The organism is Streptomyces sp. NBC_00223 (assembly GCF_036199905.1).
GTDB lineage: Bacteria > Actinomycetota > Actinomycetes > Streptomycetales > Streptomycetaceae > Actinacidiphila.
In genome coordinates, this window is the sequence record NZ_CP108109.1 from 6,067,744 (window position 1) to 6,086,876 (window position 19,133).

The following is a 19,133-nucleotide window of genomic DNA, read 5'->3' on the forward strand; positions in this document are numbered from 1 at the left end:
CGACGCCGGTACTTGACTCGGGTTCGCCCGAAACCCGGGCAGGGCCGCTGCCCGATTACCGTTGCTCCACATGACAGCCACCGCGATGGACATCACAGAGGAACTGGTCCGGGATCTGCTGCGCGAGCAGCACCCCGACCTGGCGGACCTTCCCGTGAGGCTCGGCGCGCGCGGCTGGGACAACCAACTGTGGCGGCTCGGCGACGACCTCGCCGTCCGGTTGCCCTGGGCGACACAGTCCGCGGACGCGCTCCTGCGCAAGGAACACGCCTGGCTGCCCGTCCTCGCCCCGCACCTTCCTCTGCCGATCCCCGTCCCGCAGCGCCTCGGTGAGCCCTCCGAACGGTTTCCACGGCCGTGGCTCGTCACCACCTGGGTACCCGGCGAGCCCGCCGACCGCGTCCCCGCGACGCGCGCCGCGGACGCGGCCGTCACCCTGGCCGCCTTCCTCACCGCTCTCCACCGGCCCGCCCCCGACGGGGCGCCCGCGGGCCGAGACCGCGGGGGCCCGCTGGCCGACACCGCCGAAGGCTTCGACCAAGGGCTCGCCTCGGCCGCCGGACTGGGGCTGATCCGCGACCCGGACGCCGTCCGCGCGGTCTGGGAAGACGCCGCCGCCGCGCCCGGCTGGACAGGTCCGGCGCTGTGGCTCCACGGCGACCTGCACCCGGCCAACATCCTGACCACGAACGGCACCTTCTCCGGCGTGATCGACTTCGGCGACCTGTTCGCCGGCGACCCGGCGTACGACCTCGCCGCCGCCTGGATCCTGCTGCCGGACGGCGCCGCCGACCGCTTCCACGCGACCTACCGGCCGAGCCCGGACGCCGCGACCCTGCGACGCGCCCGCGGCTGGGCGGTGCTGCGCGCGCTCACCGGCATCCACATCGGAGACGCCGGCGTCCACGGCCGCCCGGGAGGCAAGCCCACGTGGGGCCCACCCGCCCACGCCGCCCTGCGACGCCTCACCGCATCGGTCCACCACCGGTAAGCCCCCTGGCGGGAGGTTGAAGGACAGGCTTGCGCGGACGGAGTCGGTGCCCTCGCCGTCGTCCGGCCTGACCGGGCGGGCGTGTCCGTTCGCGCGGACGGGACCGCCGGTTGGCCGGGGGTTCGGCCTGACCCGCCGGGTGGTGGGAGCGGTGGGCTGTTTACGCCGAGAGGGTTGTCGGTTCGGCCGGAGCGCGGGCGTGGCCCGCCGGGGTGCGTTCGTTCGCGCGGACGGGCTGTCGCGTTGTGCGGAGCCCCCGGGGTGTGTTGGTGGGCGTGACGGACCGTCGGTTCGGCCGGTGTGCGGGCGTGGGCCGCCGGGGTACGTCCGTTCGCGCGGGCGGGCCGCCGGTTCGCGCGGAGCCCGGCGTGGCCCGCCCGGGGTGTGTTGGTGGGCGCGGACGGGCCGTCGGTTCGGCCGGTGTGCGGGCGTGGCTTGCCGGGGTGCGTCTGTTCGCGTGGGCGGGCTGTCGGTTCGCGCGGAGCCCGGCGTGGCCCGCCCGGGGTGTGTTGGTGGGCGCGGACGGGCCGTCGGTTCGGCCGGTGTGCGGGCGTGGCTTGCCGGGAGGCGTTCGTTCGCGTGGACGGGCTGTCGGTTTATGCGGAGCCCGGCGTGGTCCGCCCGGGGTGTGTTGGTGGGCGCGGACGGGCCGTCGGTTCGCGCGGAGCCCGGCGTGGCTTGCCGAGGTGCGTTCGTTCGCGCGGACGAGCCGTCTGCTCGTCCGGAGCCCCGGCCTGACCTGCCGGGCGGGCGTTTACGCCGGGATCGCCTCCGGCTCGTCCGCCGCGCAGGCCACCGCCAGGAGATCCGTCGACAGGCCGAGCGCCCCGGCCAGCGCCACGATCGTGAAGAACGCGGGCGTCGGCGCCCTCCCCGTCTCGATCTTGCGCAGGGTCTCCGCCGAGACTCCGGCCGCCGCGGCCACAACGGCCATGCTGCGTTCGCCGCGTGCTTCGCGCAGCAGCGCGCCGAGCCGTTCGCCGCGGGCCCGCTCCTGAGGAGTCAGAGGATTTCTCACCATGTCCGTGATACTAATACCGGGATACAAATACCGGTATAAGAATGGGGAGCACGACGGCATGGTGGAGATCAAGAGCGACGCCTCACTGGACCTGATGCGCGAGGCCGGCCGCGTCGTGGCCCACGCGCTGGCCGCCGCACGGCAGACCGCCGCGGTCGGCACACGGCTGCTGGAACTGGACGAAGCGGCCCGTACGGTGCTGCGCGAGGCGGGCGCCAGCTCCCCGTTCCTGGGGTACCGCCCCTCCTTCGCGCCCACCCCCTTCCCGGCCGTGATCTGCACGTCCGTCAACGACGCCGTCGTACACGGCATCCCCGACGGGTACCGGCTGCGCGACGGCGACCTGGTCAGCGTCGACTGCGGCGCCGAACTCGACGGCTGGACCGGCGACGCCGCGATCAGCTTCACCGTCGGCACACCGCGCCCGGAGGACGTACGGCTCATCGCGGCCACGCAGGAGGCGCTGGACGCCGGGATCGCCGCCGCCACGGTCGGCAACCGGATCGGCCACATCTCGCACGCCGTCACCTCCGTCGCCCGCGCGGCGGCCTGCGGCATGCCCACGGACTTCGGCGGCCACGGCATCGGCCGCCGTATGCACGAGGATCCCCACGTCGCCAACTGGGGCCGCCCCGGGCGCGGTTACCCGCTCCGGCACGGCCTCACCCTGGCCGTCGAGCCGATGATGATGGCCGGCGGGCGCAACGAGTACCGTACGGACCCCGACGGCTGGACCCTCCGTACCACCGACGGCAGCCGCGCCGCCCACATCGAACACACCATCGCGATCACGGCCGCGGGCCCCCGCATCCTCACCGCCCCCTGACGTCCGGGCTGCCGCCCGGGCGCGGGCGGGCGTACGGGTGCGGCGGTGAGCCGCATGGCCGCAGCGGGCCTTCGCGCCGGGCGCACGTTGCGACGCCACGGGGCGAGGCGCGTACGGCCCGCTCGTCCCACATGTCGAGTTCGGCGGAAGTGGTGAAAACGGACATCCCTGGCCAGTAAAGTTCCAGGTCATCCGGTCTGCTCCTCGCACCCGCGGGGATGGTCCCTCGACACCACGGTGGGTTCCCAGCACGAGTCAGTGCTCCCCGCGCTCGCGGGGATGGTCCCCGTCCCAGACTTGGCCCCGTTGCGTTCGCGCCAACCGCCCGCGTTTTGGGCACTCTTGACGGTGCGCACTGCGCGGGTGGCGCTCGCGGAACCAATCGGAACCCGTGAGACGGCGGTACCAGCCATGGCGCTACGGCCGCGCGGTTCGGCACCTGCCGGAACTCGGGTACGTCTACACCGTGCCGCAGCGAGGCCGAGCACCGGGACACGTAGTAGACCCCGCCCATGCGCCAGGGGGGCAGCGCACGGACGGGGCCGCTGAGAGACCGCCTAAGCGGTCAAGCCAGGTTCGAAGTACCCCGGCGTGCGGAACAGGCCCGTAAAGGTTCCGGGGCCGTGCCGTTCGTCCAGCCACGCCCCCAGCGCCGTCACGTCGCCGCTGACGATGGCTGCGAGCAGCAAGGCGTGTAGTTCGTCTTCTTCCCTCGGGGCGAACTCCTCAAGGAAGTGCGAGTATCGGAGGTTGACGCCCTTTTCGTAACCGCTGAGGGCCGCCGCGTACCGCGTCTGCTCTTCGCTTCCAAGCCCGTGCACCGCGCGACCGGCGTCCTCTTCCGTCAGCGTTCCCGTCACGTCCCGGAACGCGAGTGCGCCGAGAACGTCTGAGGGTTCCGTCACGCCGAAGCGTTCAGCCGTCTGCCGGGTGATGGCGCGCGCCTCCTTGTCGCAGGCGCCTTCCATGACGATTCCGAGATTCCGCGTGTGGTGGCTTCCGCGCTGGTCGGCAGCCGAGTACGACTGTCCGCTTGTGCGGCGGTAGTTGATTCCGTACTGAGTGCGGACGGGCACGCCTGCCACTTCCACGTACCGCCGACGTGATCCGTAGTGAAGGCAGTCATGCGCGTACGCCCGCAGCAGGTCGAGAAGGGCCAGCGCGGGGCGCTCGGGATTCTGGCGTTGCATGGGCCCGTACATAGTGATGACGGCCACCATTTGAAGGTGCCGGTACCCCTGGTCCGGGTGATGGAACCCTCCGAAGGCACCGGCCCGCGAGGATTCGTAGCCGACCAATACGCGGTCAAGCGGCAGCATTTTGGTCAGCCCGTACCCGGCGTAACGGCGAGTGGCGATTTCAACACCAGCGCGGAAAGACGTGGTGTCGATACCATCGGCTTCCCACCCGATGAGCGTTTCCGATAGGGGCCGGAACGCGTGGGCGGAGTGCGTCCCCGTGAGCGATAAAGCGTCGGCACGGATGGCAGCCAGGGCGACCATTGCCTTGACGCCGGTGACGGACTCGTTCGGGGCGAGTTCCGTTAAGTCGGGATGTCCGACTTGATGAGTTGGACGTGAGACTCTTGCATCCCCTCCGGGAGTGCATCCGGGCTGAACCATTTCGCCTCCAGAATCTCGAAGCCGTCGAGCTTGAGATTTCCACCCACGTGAAGAGCTTCGTACGCAATTTCCACGCGGAGCTTGTAGCCGCTGGTCACCTGAACCAGCCGGCCCGGGACCACATCAAGGCCGGTTTCTTCCCGGACCTCTCGAACAATGGTCATCGGGAATTCCTCGCTCTTGATTGCATAGCCGGTCGGAAGTCCCCATTGCCGGTCTGCGGGCCACATGCGATGCTTGAGCAGAAGGACTTGCCCTTGATCGTTTCGCACTACTCCCGTCACGCCAATCATGAATTTGGCGTGTGCCAGCCATAGGACGCGCCATTGCAGAGGGCCGCGAATTAGTTTCCACAGTCGGGCAATGATTCGCTTCATGCGCACCCTTTCGATAGGGCAAGCGCGGGGGCGCCTGCGGTAGCTGATTCAACCTGAATTGTAGGGAGCGGGTTACGCCCTGGTTCGCCGGCTCCGAGCTGGAGGCGGCCAGTTGAGGCCGGCACGAGTAGGGCGGTGCAGTGCACCGCTGTACTGCGCGAGGGCGCTCAACGATGATCCGCCGACAGGTGTCGACGCAGCCTGCCGTTGCAGGCACTGCGCTTGCCGGCGTCACCGTTCGCTTGAGCCCGGTCATACTCCATGGCGATGTTGTGGCACTGCGCGCATCCCGGTTCCGGCTTCGGCTCGGCATCCAACCTCAGCGGCAAAGCCGCTGGTGCTCTCGGGCAGGTTCGCGGCTCGTTCATGCCGACCCCTTCACGTCGTCTGCATCACGACAACGCTAGGAACGGCAGACCCTCAACTCACAGTCGATTGCACGTGATTGCGCACGAGTTAGACGAGCGAGTCCCGTGCCTTGTAGATCAAGGCACGGGCCCGCGCCCCGTAGACAGCCATGTCCGCAAGCTTGGCGAACGTGTCCGAGTACGCCCCGACCTCGCTGGGCTGCGTCAGCGTCAAGTACCCCGATACCAGCTCCACATTGACTTGCGCATTGTCATAAATCCAAAAGTTCTCGACCGGAAGTTGGGGGCGTCGCTGGGAAACCGGGACCACACCGAGACTGATATTGGGCAGGCCGCTCACAGCAAGTAGATGCTCCAACTGTTCTTCTTGTGCCTCGCCGGCGCTGAGCGTGTTTCGAAGCGCGGGCTCTTCGATTAGGAAAGCGAACACCCGTTGCCCCTCGTGCAGTACTCGCTGCCGCTCCATGCGGGCGGCCACGGCGTCGGCCACGTCGTCCATTGCTACTCGCTGCCGCTGAATCGTGCGAAGCACGTCCTCGGTGTACTGGTGGGTCTGAAGAAGTCCGGGAAGTGCCCACACACTGTACGAGCGGAATCGACGCGTGCGCTGGTACAGGGGTAGCCGTTCTTCTTGGGACCGTTTGAGTCCCGCACGCTCAAGCCGACGCCAGGTCAGCCAGGTACCTTCTGCGGCCCGAAGCGAGGCGATCAGGTCGCCTATCTGGTCCTCGGCACCACACGCCCGGCACCACGACCGAATATCGTCCTCGCTCGGCTGCGTCTTCGCTGTCGAGATTCGAGAGACTTTGGAGGGGTGCCAGCCACAGAGCGCGGCGAGGTCTTTTCCATCCAGCCCGGAATCCTTGACCAAGTCGCGCAGACGGCTGGCCAACGCTTGCCGGGCCTCTTGGACGCTAGATGATACTGATCGCACTAGACCGGCTTGTACTCCTCGTGAGGCGTGGCCCGTTCCCAAATGGCGTCGAATGCGTCAACGCACTGGGTAGCCAATGCCGCGTCGGTGACATACTCACGTTCCATCAGAACGCCGTCTCCGCTGAAGTGATGGAAGAGCACCAACTCAGCGTCGAAGACCCAGAAATCTACGGCGGGTACCGCGAGATCTTTGGCTCGGCGCCGGGGAAGCCAACGGACGTTCTCACCGGCGGTGACGTTGGTCACGGCATAGTCGTATTCCCACCGCACGTACTCAGTCAGAGGCTCGGAGACCACGCGGGCACGCCGAACCGACACCCCGCGCGCAACAGCGGTCTGTACGACGTCGTGCCAACCTTCCCACCAGTCCGCACGGTTGTCCGGGGTGAATGTGCGGCGGCCCTCACACCATTCGAGGAAATCAGGGTCTGTACTCGCGTACTGATCACGAACTTCCAGGTGGATCGCGGTTCGCTGAGCACGAGACAACGGCTCACGTGCCGGAGGCTTCATCGGCAGTGCCTCCATCCGGTCGGGGAATGTACTGGATCATGACCTTGGGCAGCCGAATGACTGCTTCGTGGTCCGGGACGTCCGTGCCGTGACCGGGAACTGAACCGATCTCCTGGCACGCCTTCACCTCCTCTTCGGTGGCCCGGTAGGACTGGATCAGCAGGTCTCCGCTGTCCTCGTCCAGCCAGATGGTGGGCGAGTCGTCCTTGCCGGTGGTCGGGATGATCCCCAGGAAACGCAAGCGCATGACCTCTCCCCGTGCCGATCCGATTGCAGCAGATTGCTTGAGCGTCACCCAGTCGACCCATGAGGTCAAGAGGACCCAGCTGTAGAGACGTTGGCACAACGCAGCGAGCCCCCGTGCCGCCGCCCTGATGTGGGTGACGAGCACGGGGGCTCTGCGGTGGCATGGGGTCAGTTCCACAGTCTGAGGCGTCCGCCCTTGCGCTGCTCGACGTGCACGGTCCGGGGAGGCCACGGGCAGGTTCTGCCCGGCTATACGAGTTTTATGATCGCCCGGCCCCATGACCGGCCGCCCCGCCCGGCGTTGGCCCTGCTGCCCGGGGTGGAGCGCCCGAGCCGTATCGACCCCGCGAAGCTCGATACGTCGACGGGTGGGGGTACGCCCTCTTTTTGGTCAAGGGAAACGGGGCTGCGTTGGATGGGGGGAGCCGGGCAGCATGGCGGTGTGGCTGATCTTCTGTGGGACGACGTGAGCTGTTTCTTCGACCCGGACATGATGGGGTCGCTGCCGGACGTGCGTGTGCCGGATTGTTCGGTGGAGGACTGGCAGGCGCTCCTCGATCTTGTCGAGGCGAGGAGCTGGAAGTGCCAGTACTCCGAAGGCGAGGCGGTGTTGCCGGTGCCCCGGGCGGAGACCGTGCTGTCCCGCCCGGCGGACGCTGAGCGCCCGGACCTGCGGGTCTGGCCGACGGCCGACGTGCTGGCGATCTTCCGTTTCCTTGACGACCAGGTCATCGACTTCGACGTTGACCTGCGGGAGTTGCAGGGCCAGGAACGACTCGATGTGTTCTGCGGCTTCCTCCGGGAGATCGGGCGGCTCTTGGGCAAGCCGGTCCTGATGGATCCGGAGGGCGATTTCGGTCATCCGGTGCTCGGCTTCGATATCGAGTCCGATCGGGTCGTCCTCCTGGCTGAGCCGCTGGTCATGTGACCGCGGCCGTCGGCCGGTGTTCGTAGAAGGTGCCGTCGAGGAGTATCGCGAAGAGGACGTCTGCCCGGCGTCAGGTGAGGCAGATCAAGGCATGGTTGTGGTGCTTTCCCTGGGCGATCTTCTTGTCGTGAGCAATTGTCAAATCCCGTGTATCGATGAGTGTGGTCGGACTTCCCAGGTCGGCCGTTGGAGTTGAGCGTTGTACACGATGATGTCGGCGTGGTCGGTTGGGCGGGTGGTGGCGAAGTAGAGCTGCTGGGCGGGGATGTAGCGGTCGCGCCAGGACCGTTCGATTTCGGCGGTGTCAGTGGTGGATCCGGCCAGCACTGTGCTTCGGTCCCGGGCGCGATCCACCGTCTGCTCGAATGGGACGGACACGAAGATGCGCAGGTCCCACCGGTTGACGAGTTCTGGGCGCAGAAGGAAGACGCCGTCGAAGAGCAGTACGGCGTCTGAGGGGCGGTCGTGGCCGGCGGGGGAACGGGAGACCCCACCACGCCAGAGTTGCGTGGTGGGGTCTCGGGTGGGGCTTCAGACGGTGCCGAACTCGCCTGCCTTGACGCCCGCTACGAAGGCGGTGAACGCGTCGGCGGGGAAGTTCAGAGCCGGGCCGCTCGGGTCCTTGGAGTCACGGACGGGGACGATGCCGCGTGAAGCGGCGAGGTTGGCAGCGACCTCGACACAGGCGCCGCCATTCTCGCTGTACGAGGACTTGAACCAACGCGGGGTTTCGGACGTCACGGGGTGCCCTTTCGCAACTGATTGATCATGGCCACGGAAGCTGCCTGGGAGAGTGCTTCGGCCTGTAGTTGATGGTAGGCCGTCAACAGGGGCACTACGGAAGTGGTCTCCCGTTCCAACTGGCCCCGCTGCGCGGATTCCGCGTAGGAGAAGAGGGAGCGGTTCTCCATCGTCAGGACGTACAGCGGCAAGCTGAGCGGGCGACGGTCACCCAGGTCAAACGGGGCTACCTGAAGCACCGTGTTCGGCAGTGCGGCGAACTCGACCAGCCGCTGCAACTGACCGTCCATGACGGTAGGACTGCCAACGGGCCTTCTGAGGCAGCTTTCGTCCACTACCACGAACACCAGCGGTGGCGGTGTCCGGTCGAGGGATGCCTGACGCTCCGCCACGAGCGCGATTCGTTCGTCTCCCTGCTCAGGAGTGATCGCGCCTCTCTCGACCGTGCGGGCGGTGAGCGCCGAAACGTACTCCGGTGTCTGGAGTATTCCGGGGATGACACCGACCTCGTAGAGCCTGATCTCCGCCGCGCGTGCCTCATACGTGACGTACTCCGGAAACCCCTCAAGGAGTGCGGTGTGGCGTACGGCCCGGCTCTGGCGTTCGAGTCTGTCCCCGGTCCCGAACACCCGGTCAGCGTTGATCGCGAAGCGGCGAGTTGGAGGGCGGCGACCAGTTTCCACAGCGGAAACGTGCGTCCCGGTGCACCCCATACGTGCACCCAACTCGTCCTGGGTCCAGCCTCGTTCGTCCCGCAGCGTGCGCAGTCGTTGCCCAAAGGCTGCGCTCGGCGATTTCTCGGGGTCCAGCTCTTTCCGATTCAACGGTCACCGTCCAACTAATCGAACAACTTCAGCAAGTTGATGACACCTCTGACTGTAGGCCACATTGGGCCCTCCCGGTAGTCGAAGCACTACAGAGAGGAGTGGACGGTGCAACGACCCTTGCCAATCGCCCATCCTGAACCGCTCGTTGTCATGCGGTGGGCCAGCGAGCCCTTGTCGGTCGGTCAGGCGCGTTCTTCTCTGCGGAGGGTGTTGGAGCGCTGGGCCCTGAACGCCCTTGTTGCGCCTGCGGAGTTGGTGCTCTCGGAGCTGTTCACGAACGCGATTCAGCACTGCGAGGTCGAGGACCGTTACGTCGAGACGCGGTTCGCGCGGGAGGCGGGTGGTGTGCGGATTGAGGTGCACGACGCCGGCGAGCGGATGCCCGTGCGGCACAGGGCGGGTGAGGACGAGGAGAGCGGGCGGGGGTTGTTCCTGGTTGCGGCGGTGGTCGGGCCGGACGGCTGGGGGGTCAGCGAGCGCGAGGGTGTGGGCAAGAGGGTCTGGGCCCGCGTGACCGTGGCCTGCTGCGGTGAGGACAGTCCTGGTGTCCAGGTCTGAACGCCGGGGCCGCTCCCTGGGCGGTGTCCGGGCGTGGCTCGGGCATCACCTGGAGACGATCTGGCTGCTGGGGCTGCTCACCAGCGCGGTGGCGCTGGGCGCGCTGGTGGTGAAGCTGTGACCGGCCTGCACTGGCACACGTCGGTGGCGACGGGAACCGCCCTCCCCCTGGCGGTGCCCGCTGTCTCCCCGTTGGTGGTGCGGGAGTGGGTGTTCAGGCCGCGGGGTGTGTACGCGGCGACGTTCGACCGGCCCGAGGACGCGTTGTCCTGGCTCGGCGTGACGCTGGACGGCATCGCGCCCATGCCCGGTGATCTGTCGCCGGACGACAGGATCGCGTACGCCCGCGAACACCTCGCCCTCCACCCGCCGCAGGCCGGTGAGCCGACGTACTCGGCCAGCGGCTATCTCGTACAAGACCTGGTCGCGTGCCGCGTCGACCACGACGTTTACCGGAGTTCCTTGCCGGTGCGGGAGAAGAGGTTCGCCCCGCACGGGTGAGGGGGTCTGAATCCGGCTTGACTCTGCGCTCACCGACTGCGAGCGCATTGCGGACAGACCCACCCGGTGGGGGCTGCACGTCCGGACGTGCAGCCCCCACCACCCCAGGCCACCCCAGACCCCTCGGTCCCGACCCCTTTCACGCGGGACCGAGGCCGGTGAAGGACTCCCCGACCGGATGCCGGCAGGCGCGCGGGGGGCCGCACGGCCGGGTCCACCCCGTGCCGGCCCCCACGGCTACGCGCGCCCGCGCCCGGTCCCCCGCCTGGCGCCACAGGCGGGGTGAACGGGACTCCTTCACCCCCGGGGGTCACGCCGGACACAGACGGCGTGACCCCCACCCCAAGCTCCCACCCCCACGTCGTACGAAAGGACAGCAGCCCGCTCATGACCCGCCCCCGCCCCCGTACCCGCCCTCGTCATCTGCACCAGGAACCCGAGGCCGTCACCTGGGCCCGCGAGAAAGCCGGACTGACCAAACGCGCCCTCGCCCGCCAGATAGGCATCTCCGAAGTGCTCATGGGCGAGATCGAATCCGGCTGGCGCAACGCCACCCCCACCAACCTCGCCAAGATCGCCCAAGCCCTCAACTGCCCCCTCGTCGCCCTCGAACGCAAACGCGCAACCGTCACGGCATAGCCCCGAGCACCCCGCCGTCGCCCGGCCTCACCTCGGGAAGCCGCGATGAGGCCCCACGTAGATATGCGTTGGCGGATCACTGCGACCGCTGCTACATTTCCGGAGGCCGTGCGAGAGAACGAGGAGGTGGTACCCGTGAACGCAGTATCGACATGGGTGCTCCCCTCTGGGGCCACGGTCGGGCGATAGGTCGTCCGGGAGCGCCGTTTCAGAGCACTCCCGAAAGGCACGACCATGCAGTTCACTTCTGAGCAGCGCCTCGACGACGGCGTCCTCGAACGCGAATTCACCCTCGGCGAGATCCCCGGCATCCTGTGGACGCCCGGATCCGCACCGGCACCGGCGCCGCTGATTCTGGTCGGCCACCCCGGCGGACTCCGTAAGATGCACCCCCGGCTCTCGGCCCGGGCCCGGCACTACGCGGCGCAGTACGGCTTCGCCGCGGCCACCATCGAGCTCCCCGGGAGCGGTGACCGGCCCCGTTTGGCCGCCGTCGAGCAGGTCCGCGCCGACCTGCGGCGGGCGATGGCGGCCGGCGAGCCGGTAGGCGACGAGATCGTCGACGCCCTCGTCCTCCCGCTGGTCGAAAAGGCCGTCCCGGAATGGCGGACCGCCCTGGACGCCCTCCTTTCGCTGCCGGAGATCGGCGGCCCGGTCGGGTACGAGGGGGGAGTCATCTCCATCGGCATCCGGCTGGCGGTGGTCGAGCCGCGCATCGCGGCCGCCAATCTGTTCGCCGGGAGTTTCGTGCCCGCCACCATGTTCGAGGAGGCCCGCCAGGTCGCCGTTCCGTTGCAGGTTCTGCTGCAGTGGGACGACGAAGGGAACGACCGGCAGTCGTCCCTGGACCTGTTCGACGCCTTCGGCACGAAGGAGAAGACGCTGCACGCCAATCTCGGCGGGCACGCGGGCGTCCCGTCGTTCGAGGTCGACGCCGGGGCCCGGTTCTTCGCCCGGCACCTGAGCTAGCCGCCGGCCGGCCTCGCCGCCGTCACGCCAGCGGCAGACGGTAAGCGGCGTAGGCCAGGATGGTGTTGGCTGAGGACAGCTCCCTGCTCTCCTCAGCTCTGCACCACGGGCCCCTGCCAACTCGGCAGGGGCCCGCGCTGCCCGAAGCCATGAACTGTTCAATTTCGGCAGAGCTTCGAGCGCTGCCGAATCTCGTGTACGGGTGCTGTCGGGGTTTTCGTGAACAGAGCCCGGCAGCGTTGACCGTGATCGTCAACCACTGAATGAGCAACGCCTAACGGGCAGGGGAGCACTTGTGGCTGACGTCCCCGACGTTATCCTCGGCTGCTGGCAATGCAGTGGTCTCCACGTGAGGTGTGGACGGTTCACAGTTCGGCTTCCTGCTCAGACTTCGTGACGTCGCTGCGGTGAATGACGGTCAGTAGGAGGTTGCCCGCCTTCTCACGACAGGGTCAGATCAAGACCGTCCCGTACTGCCGTCGTCACGCTCGGCCCGAGCAGCAGCAAGGTTGCCGCGGAGCAGTCCCACGAGCGGATGACCCTCGCTCAGCACGCGCTCGCAGTCGGCGAGGGTTCGTTCGAAAAGTGGGATGGCTTGGTCCAGGTCTCCCGCCGACCGGTAGGTGTAGGCGAGGTTGTTGCGGGACAGCAGTGTGTCGGGGTGGTCCTTGCCCAGTAGGCGGACCCGGTTGGTGAGGGTCTGTTCGTACAGTGGGATGGCCTGGTCCAGGTCTCCCGCCGACTCGTAGGCGCTGGCGAGGTTGTTGCGGGAGGTCAGTGTGTCGGGGTGGTGCTTGCCCAGCACTCGCTCGCAGTCGGTGAGAGTCCGCTCCAGTAGTGGGATGGCCTGGTCCAGGTCTCCCGCCGACTCGTAGGCGCTGGCGAGGTTGTTGCGGGACATCAGTGTGTCGGGGTGGTCCTTGCCCAGTAGGCGGACCCGGTTGGTGAGGGTCTGTTCGTACAGCTGGATGGCCCGGCTCAGATCACCCGCCGCCTGGTAGGAGTAGGCGAGGTTGTTGCGGAAGGTCAGTGTGTCGGGGTGGTCCTCGCCCAGCACGCGCTCGGAGTCGGTGAGGGTCTGCTCGAAGAGCTGGATGGCCCGGTCCAGATCTCCCGCCGCCTGGTAGGCGCCGGCGAGGTTGTTGCGGGAGGTCAGTGTGCCGGGGTGGTTCTCGCCCAGCACCCGAACCCGCTCGGTGAGAGTCCGCTTGAGCAGTGGGATGGCGCGGTCCAGGTCTCCCGCCGATTCGTAGGCGCTGGCGAGGTTGTTGCGGGAGGTCAGTGTGTCGGGGTGGTCCTTGCCCAGCACGCGCTCGCTGCCTGTAGCAGCGCGGTGGAGGTGGCGGAGGGCGGGGGTGATCAGGCCCTGGCCTTTGAGGAACAGTCCGGTCTCGTTGAGGATGCGGGCGGTGGTAGCGGTGTCGGTTTCCTGGGCCGCCTGGTCGGCGAGGGCGTCGACGTGGGGGGTGAGGGTGCGCCATGTGGGCCAGGAGGCCGGGTCGCTGATGGTTTTGGGCAGGGCCTTGCTCAGGTTTTCGGTGGCCTGTTCGCGGGCTGCGGCGATCAGGTCGGGGGTGCGGTGGGGGTCGTTGGGGTCGGGGGTGCGGGTGAGGGCCTGGACCAGGCGGTGCACGGACACCGTCGACGTGGCGGGATCTGGAGTGATCATGTTGTAGGCGGTCAGCAGGCCGATCGCCGCGCTGACGGCGGGCGGGCCGGCGGGGACGTGTGCCAAGGCGGCGGGGATTTCGTCGGGGGCGTACCAGGCCAGGGTGCGCAGCAGGTCTGCGGCGGCTGGCTGGAGGCGGGTGACCTGGTCCAGGGTGATGTTCCAGACCTGGGCAACGGTACGTTCGGCGGGCGTGGTGGCCGCGCCCTGCCCGTACATGTCCGCCGGGTACTCGGCGAGCAGCCCCAGATAGGCACGTGGGGTGACGAGGGGGTTCTGCGCGAGGTAGGCGGCGGCCTGCTCGACGGCCAGGGGCAGATGGCCGAGCTCTTCGCACAGTTCTGCGGCGCCGTCCAGGTCCCGGGAACCGTTGCCGGCGGTGGTGATGCGGGTGAGCAGGGCCAGGGACTCGGCCGGGGTCATGATGTCGAGCCGAATCAAGGTGGAAACGTCGGTCCAAGCGGTCGCCAGGCGGCTCGTGATCAGGAAGCGGCCACCTGGGGCCCGGGTGATCAGGCCCGCGATGTCGGCGGGGTCGTTGACGTTGTCCAGGACCAGCAGCCAGCCGGTGTGAGTGGCCAGCCACTGCACGGCGTACTCGGCCAGCGCCTCAGCGGTCAGGGCCTTGGCCAGCGCCGGCTGCAAGGCAGTGGCCAAGCGGGACAGCCCCTGCTGAACACCGGCCGGGCTGTCAGCGGTGATCCACCGCACGGGGGAGCGGCCGTGCGGGCGGGTGGCCACCCAGTGCGCGGCCAAAGCGCTCTTGCCGACCCCGCCCAGCCCGTGCACCGCCTGCACCAGCGCCACACCCGGCACACTCAACGCGGCATCAAGACGGTCCAGTTCTACGCCACGACCGGTGAAGTACCTTGCCTGATGCGCAAGTTCGTCCATCCCGGCGCGAGCCTCCACCTCAGCGGGCGGGCGCAATGCCGACGACGGCAGGCTCACCGTCGAATGATCGTTGTAGATACCGGTCACAGCGGTACCGCCATGAGAAGCAGTCGCACTCCCGCTGCCGAACACGCCCTGCCACGAGTCCTCCGTGCCAGGCACGGTCGGCCCGGGACCACCCGGGCCTCGTGCCGCCGCAGCGACGAACACCAGCAACTCGCGCAGTTGCTCGACGGCCCGCCGCTGCCCGGGAGCGTCGAGATTTTCCAGCAGGTTCTCGAACCGCCCCTGCCACACCCCCTCTTGCCGCGCCCGCTCCCCAGCCAGATCGGCCGGAGTTCCCTCCGCAAGGGCCGCCGCGGTCCGGTCCAGCCGTACGAACTCGGCGCGCGCCCGCTCCGAGTCGCCTCGGCCGAAGAGGTCCCCCACCCGTTGCCGCAGCCCGTTCCACGCGTCCGTCCCCGCGGCCTGGACCACCGCGCCGCCACCCGCCGCCGCCAACGCGGACAGCCCCTCCACCAGCACGTCCCCACCCCAACTCCCACCGCGCACCGGCCACATGTGCGCGCGCCCGGCCCCGTCCCTCACACACCGTAAGGGCCCTGCCGCCCAGCGGTCAGGTGAACGGCGAAGCGTGGGACCCCCGCGCCAGCGTGCGCAAGGCCCGCGCGGCCGGTGACCCGGGGTCGGCCGTGATCAGGACGACTTCCTGGTCGTCCTCGGGCACGAGCAGGACATCGCAGTTCAACCGCAGCGGGCCGGCGTCCGGGTGGTCGAGGGTCTTGGTGCGGTGCCCGGGAGCGTGGACCGGACGCGTCTGCCAGATCTGCCGGAACTCCTCGCTGTCGGCGTGCAGTTCGGCCAGCAGAGCGGTCAGCCGCAGGTCGTGCGGGTAGCGGTCCGCGGCCCGGCGCAGCCGCGCCACCACGATGTGCCCGAATTCCTCGGCGCTGGAGCTCTCGTACATCCGCCCCTGGCCCAGGAAGCGGCGCCGGGCCAGGTTCGTCGTCCCGCCTCGGGGGTCGCCGCCGAGCAGTGTCCGGGCCAGGGGGTTCCAGGCGACGACGTCGTACGCCGCGTCGGTGACCACGGCACCGGTCTCCGGCAGCCGCTCCAGCATCCGGGCCACGTGCGGCCGTACCCGCCGCACGGCGCTGACGCCGGGCGGTGCGCTCGATCCCGCCAGGCGGAACAGGTGGCTGCGTTCGGCCGGTGTGAGGCGCAGCGCCTGGGCCAGCGCGTCCAGGATCCGGGCCGACGGCCGCGGCCCCCGGGCTTGCTCCAGCCGTGTGTAGTAGTCGACCGACATGTGGGCCAGCCCGGCCACCTCTTCGCGGCGCAGGCCCGGTGTGCGGCGAGCGGTGCCCGTCTCCGTCAGGCCCACGTCGTACGGACGCAGGCCCGCCCGGCGGTCCCGCAGGTAGTGGGCCAGCTCCTGCCGCGCCATGCCGCCTCCTCCCACTGCCTGGTACAGGCTGTCCCTGGCAGGGCGCCCGGGACCGGGGAACCATGGTTGTCATGGACGAACGCACAGCTCTGGTCACAGGTGCCAACAAGGGCATCGGCAAGGATATCGCCCGGCTGCTCGCCGCCGAGGGCCTCACCGTGTACGTGGGCGCCCGCGACCCCGGGCGCGGGCAGCGGGCCGTCGAGGAGATCGGGAACGGGGCCCGCCTGCTGGTCCTCGACGTCACGGACCCCGACGTCATCGCACAGGCCGCGGCTCAGGTGGACCGCCTGGACGTACTGGTCAACAACGCCGGCATCTCACCGTCACTCACCCCGCCGGCGGACACCGGTGTCGAGGAATACCGGCGCACGTACGAGACCAACGTGTTCGGGGTGGCGGCGGTGACCAATGCCTTCCTGCCCGCCCTGCGCCGGTCCCCGCGCCCGCGCATCGTCAACGTCTCCAGTGGCACCGCGTCACTGACCCGGAGCAGCGACGCCAACGCCCAGTTCGCCCTGGGAAACGGTGGCGCCGCCGCGTACAGGTCGTCCAAGGCCGCCCTCAATGCCCTCACCCTCCTCTACGCCCAGACGCTGGCCGACGACGGCTTCAAGGTCAACGCGCTCGCCCCCGGCCTGCGGGCCACCGACCTGAACGCCCTGGCCGCCGCTACCGGCGGCGACCCGGCCGAGGCCGCGCAAGGTGCCCTCCGCCTGGCCCTGCTGCCGGACGACGGCCCCACCGGCGGCTTCTTCTCCTGGGACGGAACGCCCGTGCCCTGGTGATCGGTGATCGGCCATGGGCGGCGTCGGGGTCGGGCGCCGGGTACGGCCACGGCCGGGACCGCGGCGACACGCTGCCGTCATGCCTCCCTGCTCAGGCGGCGGGCCGCAGACGCTCGTGCGCCCACTCCTCGAAGCTGGTCAGGTCGATGCCCAGCGCACGGGCGAACTGCGGCCGGGCCGGCTGGCCGACCACGTCCATGAACTCGTGCGTGGCACCCATGTCTCCCATGCCGGCGGCGCGGGCCTGTTCCTCGGTCATGTCCGGGGCGGTCAGCGGGACGCCCAGAGCGCGGGAGAGCGTCTCGGCGATTTCGGTCATGGTCAGGTAGTCACTGGCAAGTTCCAGTTCCACTCGGTGGAATTCGGCGGGGGCGGACAGGGCGGCTGCCGCGGCTCGGCCCACGTCCTTGGCCGCTACGAGTGCCAGGTGCGTGCTCGGCTTGAGGATCGCGACCAGACCGCCTTCGACGCCGCGCGGGAAGTAGAACCGCATGGACGGCTCGAAGTTCTCCATGAAGAACGACGGCTTGAGCAACGTCCAGTAGGGGAAGTCGAGTTCGCGCAGCCGGTCCTGGATCGCGGCCTTTGTGCCGAGCGGGGTCTCCAGCACCGCCCACCGTCCTTCCGCCCAGCCCGGAGCCTCGACGTGCTGTCCCACGCCGCTGGTGGAGGACTGGACGAACTGCTCCACACCGGCAGCCCGCGCGGCCGTCATGAGGTTGTCCGCCTGGCTGACCTCGCCGGCGAAGTCGAACCCCTGCTCGGTGTACGCGGGCATCTGTACGGAGAAGACGGCCCGTACGCCGTCCACGGCCGCCTCAAGGGTCGCGGGTTCGGTGAGATCGCCCACGACGAGGTCGGCGCCGAGTGCTTCGACGGCCCGTGCGCGCGGCGTGCTCGGATCGCGTACCAGGGCGCGTACGGGTGTTCCCCGCGCGAGCAGGGCGCGGGCGGTGGCGCCGCCTTGGCGGCCCGTGGCACCGGTGACGAGAACCGGTGTTGTGGCAGTGGTCATGGGTGTACATCTCCTCAGCGGTCACGCACCCGGCAAACGGCGGGGCCCGCCGTTTCACGTTCGCTACAATACGGCGGGGCCCGCCACTTATCAACAAGGGGAAGCAAGGGGAGATCGATGACCGGCCAGCGTTCGGACGCCCGCCGCAACTACGCGCACATCCTCGCCGTGGCCGAAGCCGAGGTGGCGGCCCAAGGCGCCCAGGCGTCCCTGGAACGGATCGCCCGCGTCGCAGGCGTCGGATCAGCCACCGTGCGGCGCCACTTCCCCACCCGCAAAGCCCTGCTCGAAGCCGTCTTCCACCAGCGCGTCGATGCCCTGTGCGAGCGCGCTCATACGCTCTGCGGCGAGCACGACAGCCGCTCCGCACTGGTGGAATGGCTGCGCGAACTGCTCACGTACTCGCTCGCCGCACGTGGTCTGGCGGACGTCCTCTCCTACGAGCCCCTCCAGGACGAGGCCACCGAGGACTCCTGTGCGACAGCCATCGGTGCGGCCGGCGCCTTGCTGCTGCGCAGGGCCATTGACGACCGAGCCGTCCGGGCGGACATCACCATCGACGATCTGCTCGTACTGATCGTCGGAATCGCCCTGGCCACCGAGAACTACACCGACCCGGCGACGCAGGCGGACCGCGCCTTCCGACTCGCCCTCGCGGGCTTCGACGACATCGCATCGGCCGACGGCCCACCGCTCTCGGTGACCTTGCCCAGCGACCCGCCGTAGAAGCGAGCTAGCCTGCGCGCGCGCCTCGCGGCAGGGGCTACGGCGTAGCCCCTACGCTCCGGTCATGCCCGAGCCCTTCGCCGACGGCGACGCGCACCACCGCGCGTGCGGTATGTGTCCGTCCCGTTTCCACGCCGTTGGTGAGTTCGACGTGGTCGAGCGGCCGGGGCCGGAGTGCCCCTTCAACAAGGCTGACGGACACCGGTACTTGGCCGATGGGACACCCGTATGTGTCCACCCCGGGAAAGTTGGACTCCCGGCGGGACGCTACAAGAGTGAAGGCGTACCGCTGGTCGCCGAGTTGGTGTTGCCGGCCGACCCATCCGCGGTGGTGCCGTACCTCCACGACGTGCTGTACGGCGCCGCGCCCGTCCTGCTCGATGACCTGATCGCTCAGGCGCGGAAACAAATCCGTCAGCGCTTCCCGGAGTTGGACCCGCTCACCGTGATGCGACGAGCACTCGGCCGGCACCAGCCGTAGATCAGGAACCGCCGAACCACCGACCCGACCAACCTGACCGACCGCGTTCG

The 19,133-nt window shown here is 69.0% G+C and carries 23 protein-coding genes; 12 read left to right on the plus strand and 11 right to left on the minus strand.

The annotated features are described in order from the left end of the window. Positions 1-70 precede the first annotated feature (70 nt). On the plus strand, positions 71-991 hold the full coding sequence (locus tag OHA30_RS25875; RefSeq protein ID WP_328916272.1) for an aminoglycoside phosphotransferase family protein: 921 nt from the start codon (positions 71-73) through the stop codon (positions 989-991). Positions 992-1,745: 754 nt separating this feature from the next. Here the strand turns inward: OHA30_RS25875 and OHA30_RS25880 are convergent. Continuing rightward, positions 1,746-2,012 (minus strand): helix-turn-helix domain-containing protein, encoded by a 267-nt coding sequence (locus OHA30_RS25880; RefSeq protein WP_328916273.1) that lies wholly within the window; start codon positions 2,010-2,012, stop codon positions 1,746-1,748. A gap of 58 nt (positions 2,013-2,070) precedes the next feature. On the opposite strand from OHA30_RS25880, the gene map reads away from it, so the two are divergent. After that, on the plus strand, positions 2,071-2,838 hold the full coding sequence (gene map, locus OHA30_RS25885) for a type I methionyl aminopeptidase (RefSeq protein WP_328916274.1): 768 nt from the start codon (positions 2,071-2,073) through the stop codon (positions 2,836-2,838). Positions 2,839-3,395: 557 nt separating this feature from the next. Here map and OHA30_RS25890 read toward each other — a convergent pair. From OHA30_RS25890 to OHA30_RS25910, 5 genes are all read right to left on the minus strand, one after another. Further along, positions 3,396-4,340 carry a hypothetical protein gene (locus OHA30_RS25890; RefSeq protein WP_328916275.1) on the minus strand — a complete coding sequence of 315 codons (945 nt, stop codon included), beginning with the start codon at positions 4,338-4,340 and terminating at the stop codon, positions 3,396-3,398. Positions 4,341-4,381: 41 nt separating this feature from the next. Further along, positions 4,382-4,837, minus strand: coding sequence for an NUDIX domain-containing protein (locus tag OHA30_RS25895; RefSeq protein ID WP_328916276.1), 456 nt, complete (start codon positions 4,835-4,837; stop codon positions 4,382-4,384). A 456-nt stretch (positions 4,838-5,293) separates the two neighbouring features. Further along, positions 5,294-6,097 carry a helix-turn-helix domain-containing protein gene (locus tag OHA30_RS25900; RefSeq protein ID WP_328916277.1) on the minus strand — a complete coding sequence of 268 codons (804 nt, stop codon included), beginning with the start codon at positions 6,095-6,097 and terminating at the stop codon, positions 5,294-5,296. A gap of 41 nt (positions 6,098-6,138) precedes the next feature. Beyond that, positions 6,139-6,669 (minus strand): DUF6879 family protein, encoded by a 531-nt coding sequence (locus tag OHA30_RS25905; RefSeq protein WP_328916278.1) that lies wholly within the window; start codon positions 6,667-6,669, stop codon positions 6,139-6,141. Then, on the minus strand, positions 6,635-6,901 hold the full coding sequence (locus tag OHA30_RS25910) for a hypothetical protein (protein WP_328916279.1): 267 nt from the start codon (positions 6,899-6,901) through the stop codon (positions 6,635-6,637). The genes OHA30_RS25905 and OHA30_RS25910 overlap by 35 nt, the downstream gene beginning before the upstream one ends. A 441-nt stretch (positions 6,902-7,342) precedes the next feature. On the opposite strand from OHA30_RS25910, the gene OHA30_RS25920 reads away from it, so the two are divergent. Both OHA30_RS25920 and OHA30_RS25925 read left to right on the plus strand, forming a co-directional pair. Beyond that, entirely contained in the window at positions 7,343-7,828 is a 486-nt protein-coding gene (locus OHA30_RS25920) for a hypothetical protein (RefSeq protein ID WP_328918000.1), read from the plus strand. Between the two features lie 186 nt (positions 7,829-8,014). Continuing rightward, on the plus strand, positions 8,015-8,284 hold the full coding sequence (locus tag OHA30_RS25925) for a hypothetical protein (RefSeq protein WP_328916280.1): 270 nt from the start codon (positions 8,015-8,017) through the stop codon (positions 8,282-8,284). A gap of 75 nt (positions 8,285-8,359) precedes the next feature. Here OHA30_RS25925 and OHA30_RS25930 read toward each other — a convergent pair whose 3' ends face one another. After that, positions 8,360-8,569 (minus strand): DUF397 domain-containing protein, encoded by a 210-nt coding sequence (locus OHA30_RS25930; RefSeq protein WP_328916281.1) that lies wholly within the window; start codon positions 8,567-8,569, stop codon positions 8,360-8,362. Continuing rightward, the gene (locus tag OHA30_RS25935; RefSeq protein WP_328916282.1) at positions 8,566-9,393 is read right to left on the minus strand and encodes a helix-turn-helix domain-containing protein; all 828 of its coding nucleotides are present in this window, start codon (positions 9,391-9,393) and stop codon (positions 8,566-8,568) included. The genes OHA30_RS25930 and OHA30_RS25935 overlap by 4 nt, the downstream gene beginning before the upstream one ends. 153 nt (positions 9,394-9,546) lie before the next feature. Here OHA30_RS25935 and OHA30_RS25940 point away from each other — a divergent pair, with 153 nt between their 5' ends. From OHA30_RS25940 to OHA30_RS25960, 5 genes are all read left to right on the plus strand, one after another. After that, on the plus strand, positions 9,547-9,954 hold the full coding sequence (locus OHA30_RS25940) for an ATP-binding protein (protein WP_328918001.1): 408 nt from the start codon (positions 9,547-9,549) through the stop codon (positions 9,952-9,954). Then, a complete protein-coding gene (locus OHA30_RS25945; protein WP_328916283.1) occupies positions 9,941-10,075 on the plus strand; it encodes a hypothetical protein in 135 nt (44 codons plus the stop codon). Before OHA30_RS25940 ends, OHA30_RS25945 begins: the two co-directional genes overlap by 14 nt. Then, positions 10,072-10,455 carry a hypothetical protein gene (locus tag OHA30_RS25950; protein WP_328916284.1) on the plus strand — a complete coding sequence of 128 codons (384 nt, stop codon included), beginning with the start codon at positions 10,072-10,074 and terminating at the stop codon, positions 10,453-10,455. Before OHA30_RS25945 ends, OHA30_RS25950 begins: the two co-directional genes overlap by 4 nt. Positions 10,456-10,842: 387 nt before the next feature. Then, positions 10,843-11,094, plus strand: coding sequence for a helix-turn-helix domain-containing protein (locus OHA30_RS25955; protein ID WP_328916285.1), 252 nt, complete (start codon positions 10,843-10,845; stop codon positions 11,092-11,094). Between the two features lie 234 nt (positions 11,095-11,328). Continuing rightward, positions 11,329-12,063 (plus strand): alpha/beta hydrolase, encoded by a 735-nt coding sequence (locus OHA30_RS25960; protein WP_328916286.1) that lies wholly within the window; start codon positions 11,329-11,331, stop codon positions 12,061-12,063. A 457-nt stretch (positions 12,064-12,520) separates the two neighbouring features. Here the strand turns inward: OHA30_RS25960 and fxsT are convergent, their stop codons facing one another. Both fxsT and OHA30_RS25970 read right to left on the minus strand, forming a co-directional pair. After that, positions 12,521-15,151, minus strand: a complete 2,631-nt coding sequence (gene fxsT / locus OHA30_RS25965) for an FxSxx-COOH system tetratricopeptide repeat protein (RefSeq protein WP_328916287.1) — start codon at positions 15,149-15,151, stop codon at positions 12,521-12,523. Positions 15,152-15,242: 91 nt separating this feature from the next. Continuing rightward, entirely contained in the window at positions 15,243-16,073 is an 831-nt protein-coding gene (locus OHA30_RS25970) for a helix-turn-helix transcriptional regulator (protein ID WP_328916288.1), read from the minus strand. Positions 16,074-16,144: 71 nt separating this feature from the next. Between OHA30_RS25970 and OHA30_RS25975 the strand changes: the two genes are divergently transcribed. After that, positions 16,145-16,861, plus strand: a complete 717-nt coding sequence (locus OHA30_RS25975; RefSeq protein ID WP_328916289.1) for an SDR family oxidoreductase — start codon at positions 16,145-16,147, stop codon at positions 16,859-16,861. Positions 16,862-16,952: 91 nt separating this feature from the next. Here OHA30_RS25975 and OHA30_RS25980 read toward each other — a convergent pair whose 3' ends face one another. Continuing rightward, positions 16,953-17,876: an NmrA family NAD(P)-binding protein gene (locus OHA30_RS25980; protein WP_328916290.1), complete on the minus strand. Its 924-nt coding sequence runs from the start codon at positions 17,874-17,876 to the stop codon at positions 16,953-16,955. Between the two features lie 117 nt (positions 17,877-17,993). Here OHA30_RS25980 and OHA30_RS25985 point away from each other — a divergent pair, with 117 nt between their 5' ends. After that, a complete protein-coding gene (locus tag OHA30_RS25985) occupies positions 17,994-18,602 on the plus strand; it encodes a TetR/AcrR family transcriptional regulator (RefSeq protein ID WP_328916291.1) in 609 nt (202 codons plus the stop codon). A gap of 64 nt (positions 18,603-18,666) precedes the next feature. Next, positions 18,667-19,083 carry a hypothetical protein gene (locus OHA30_RS25990; protein ID WP_328916292.1) on the plus strand — a complete coding sequence of 139 codons (417 nt, stop codon included), beginning with the start codon at positions 18,667-18,669 and terminating at the stop codon, positions 19,081-19,083. Positions 19,084-19,133 lie beyond the last annotated feature (50 nt).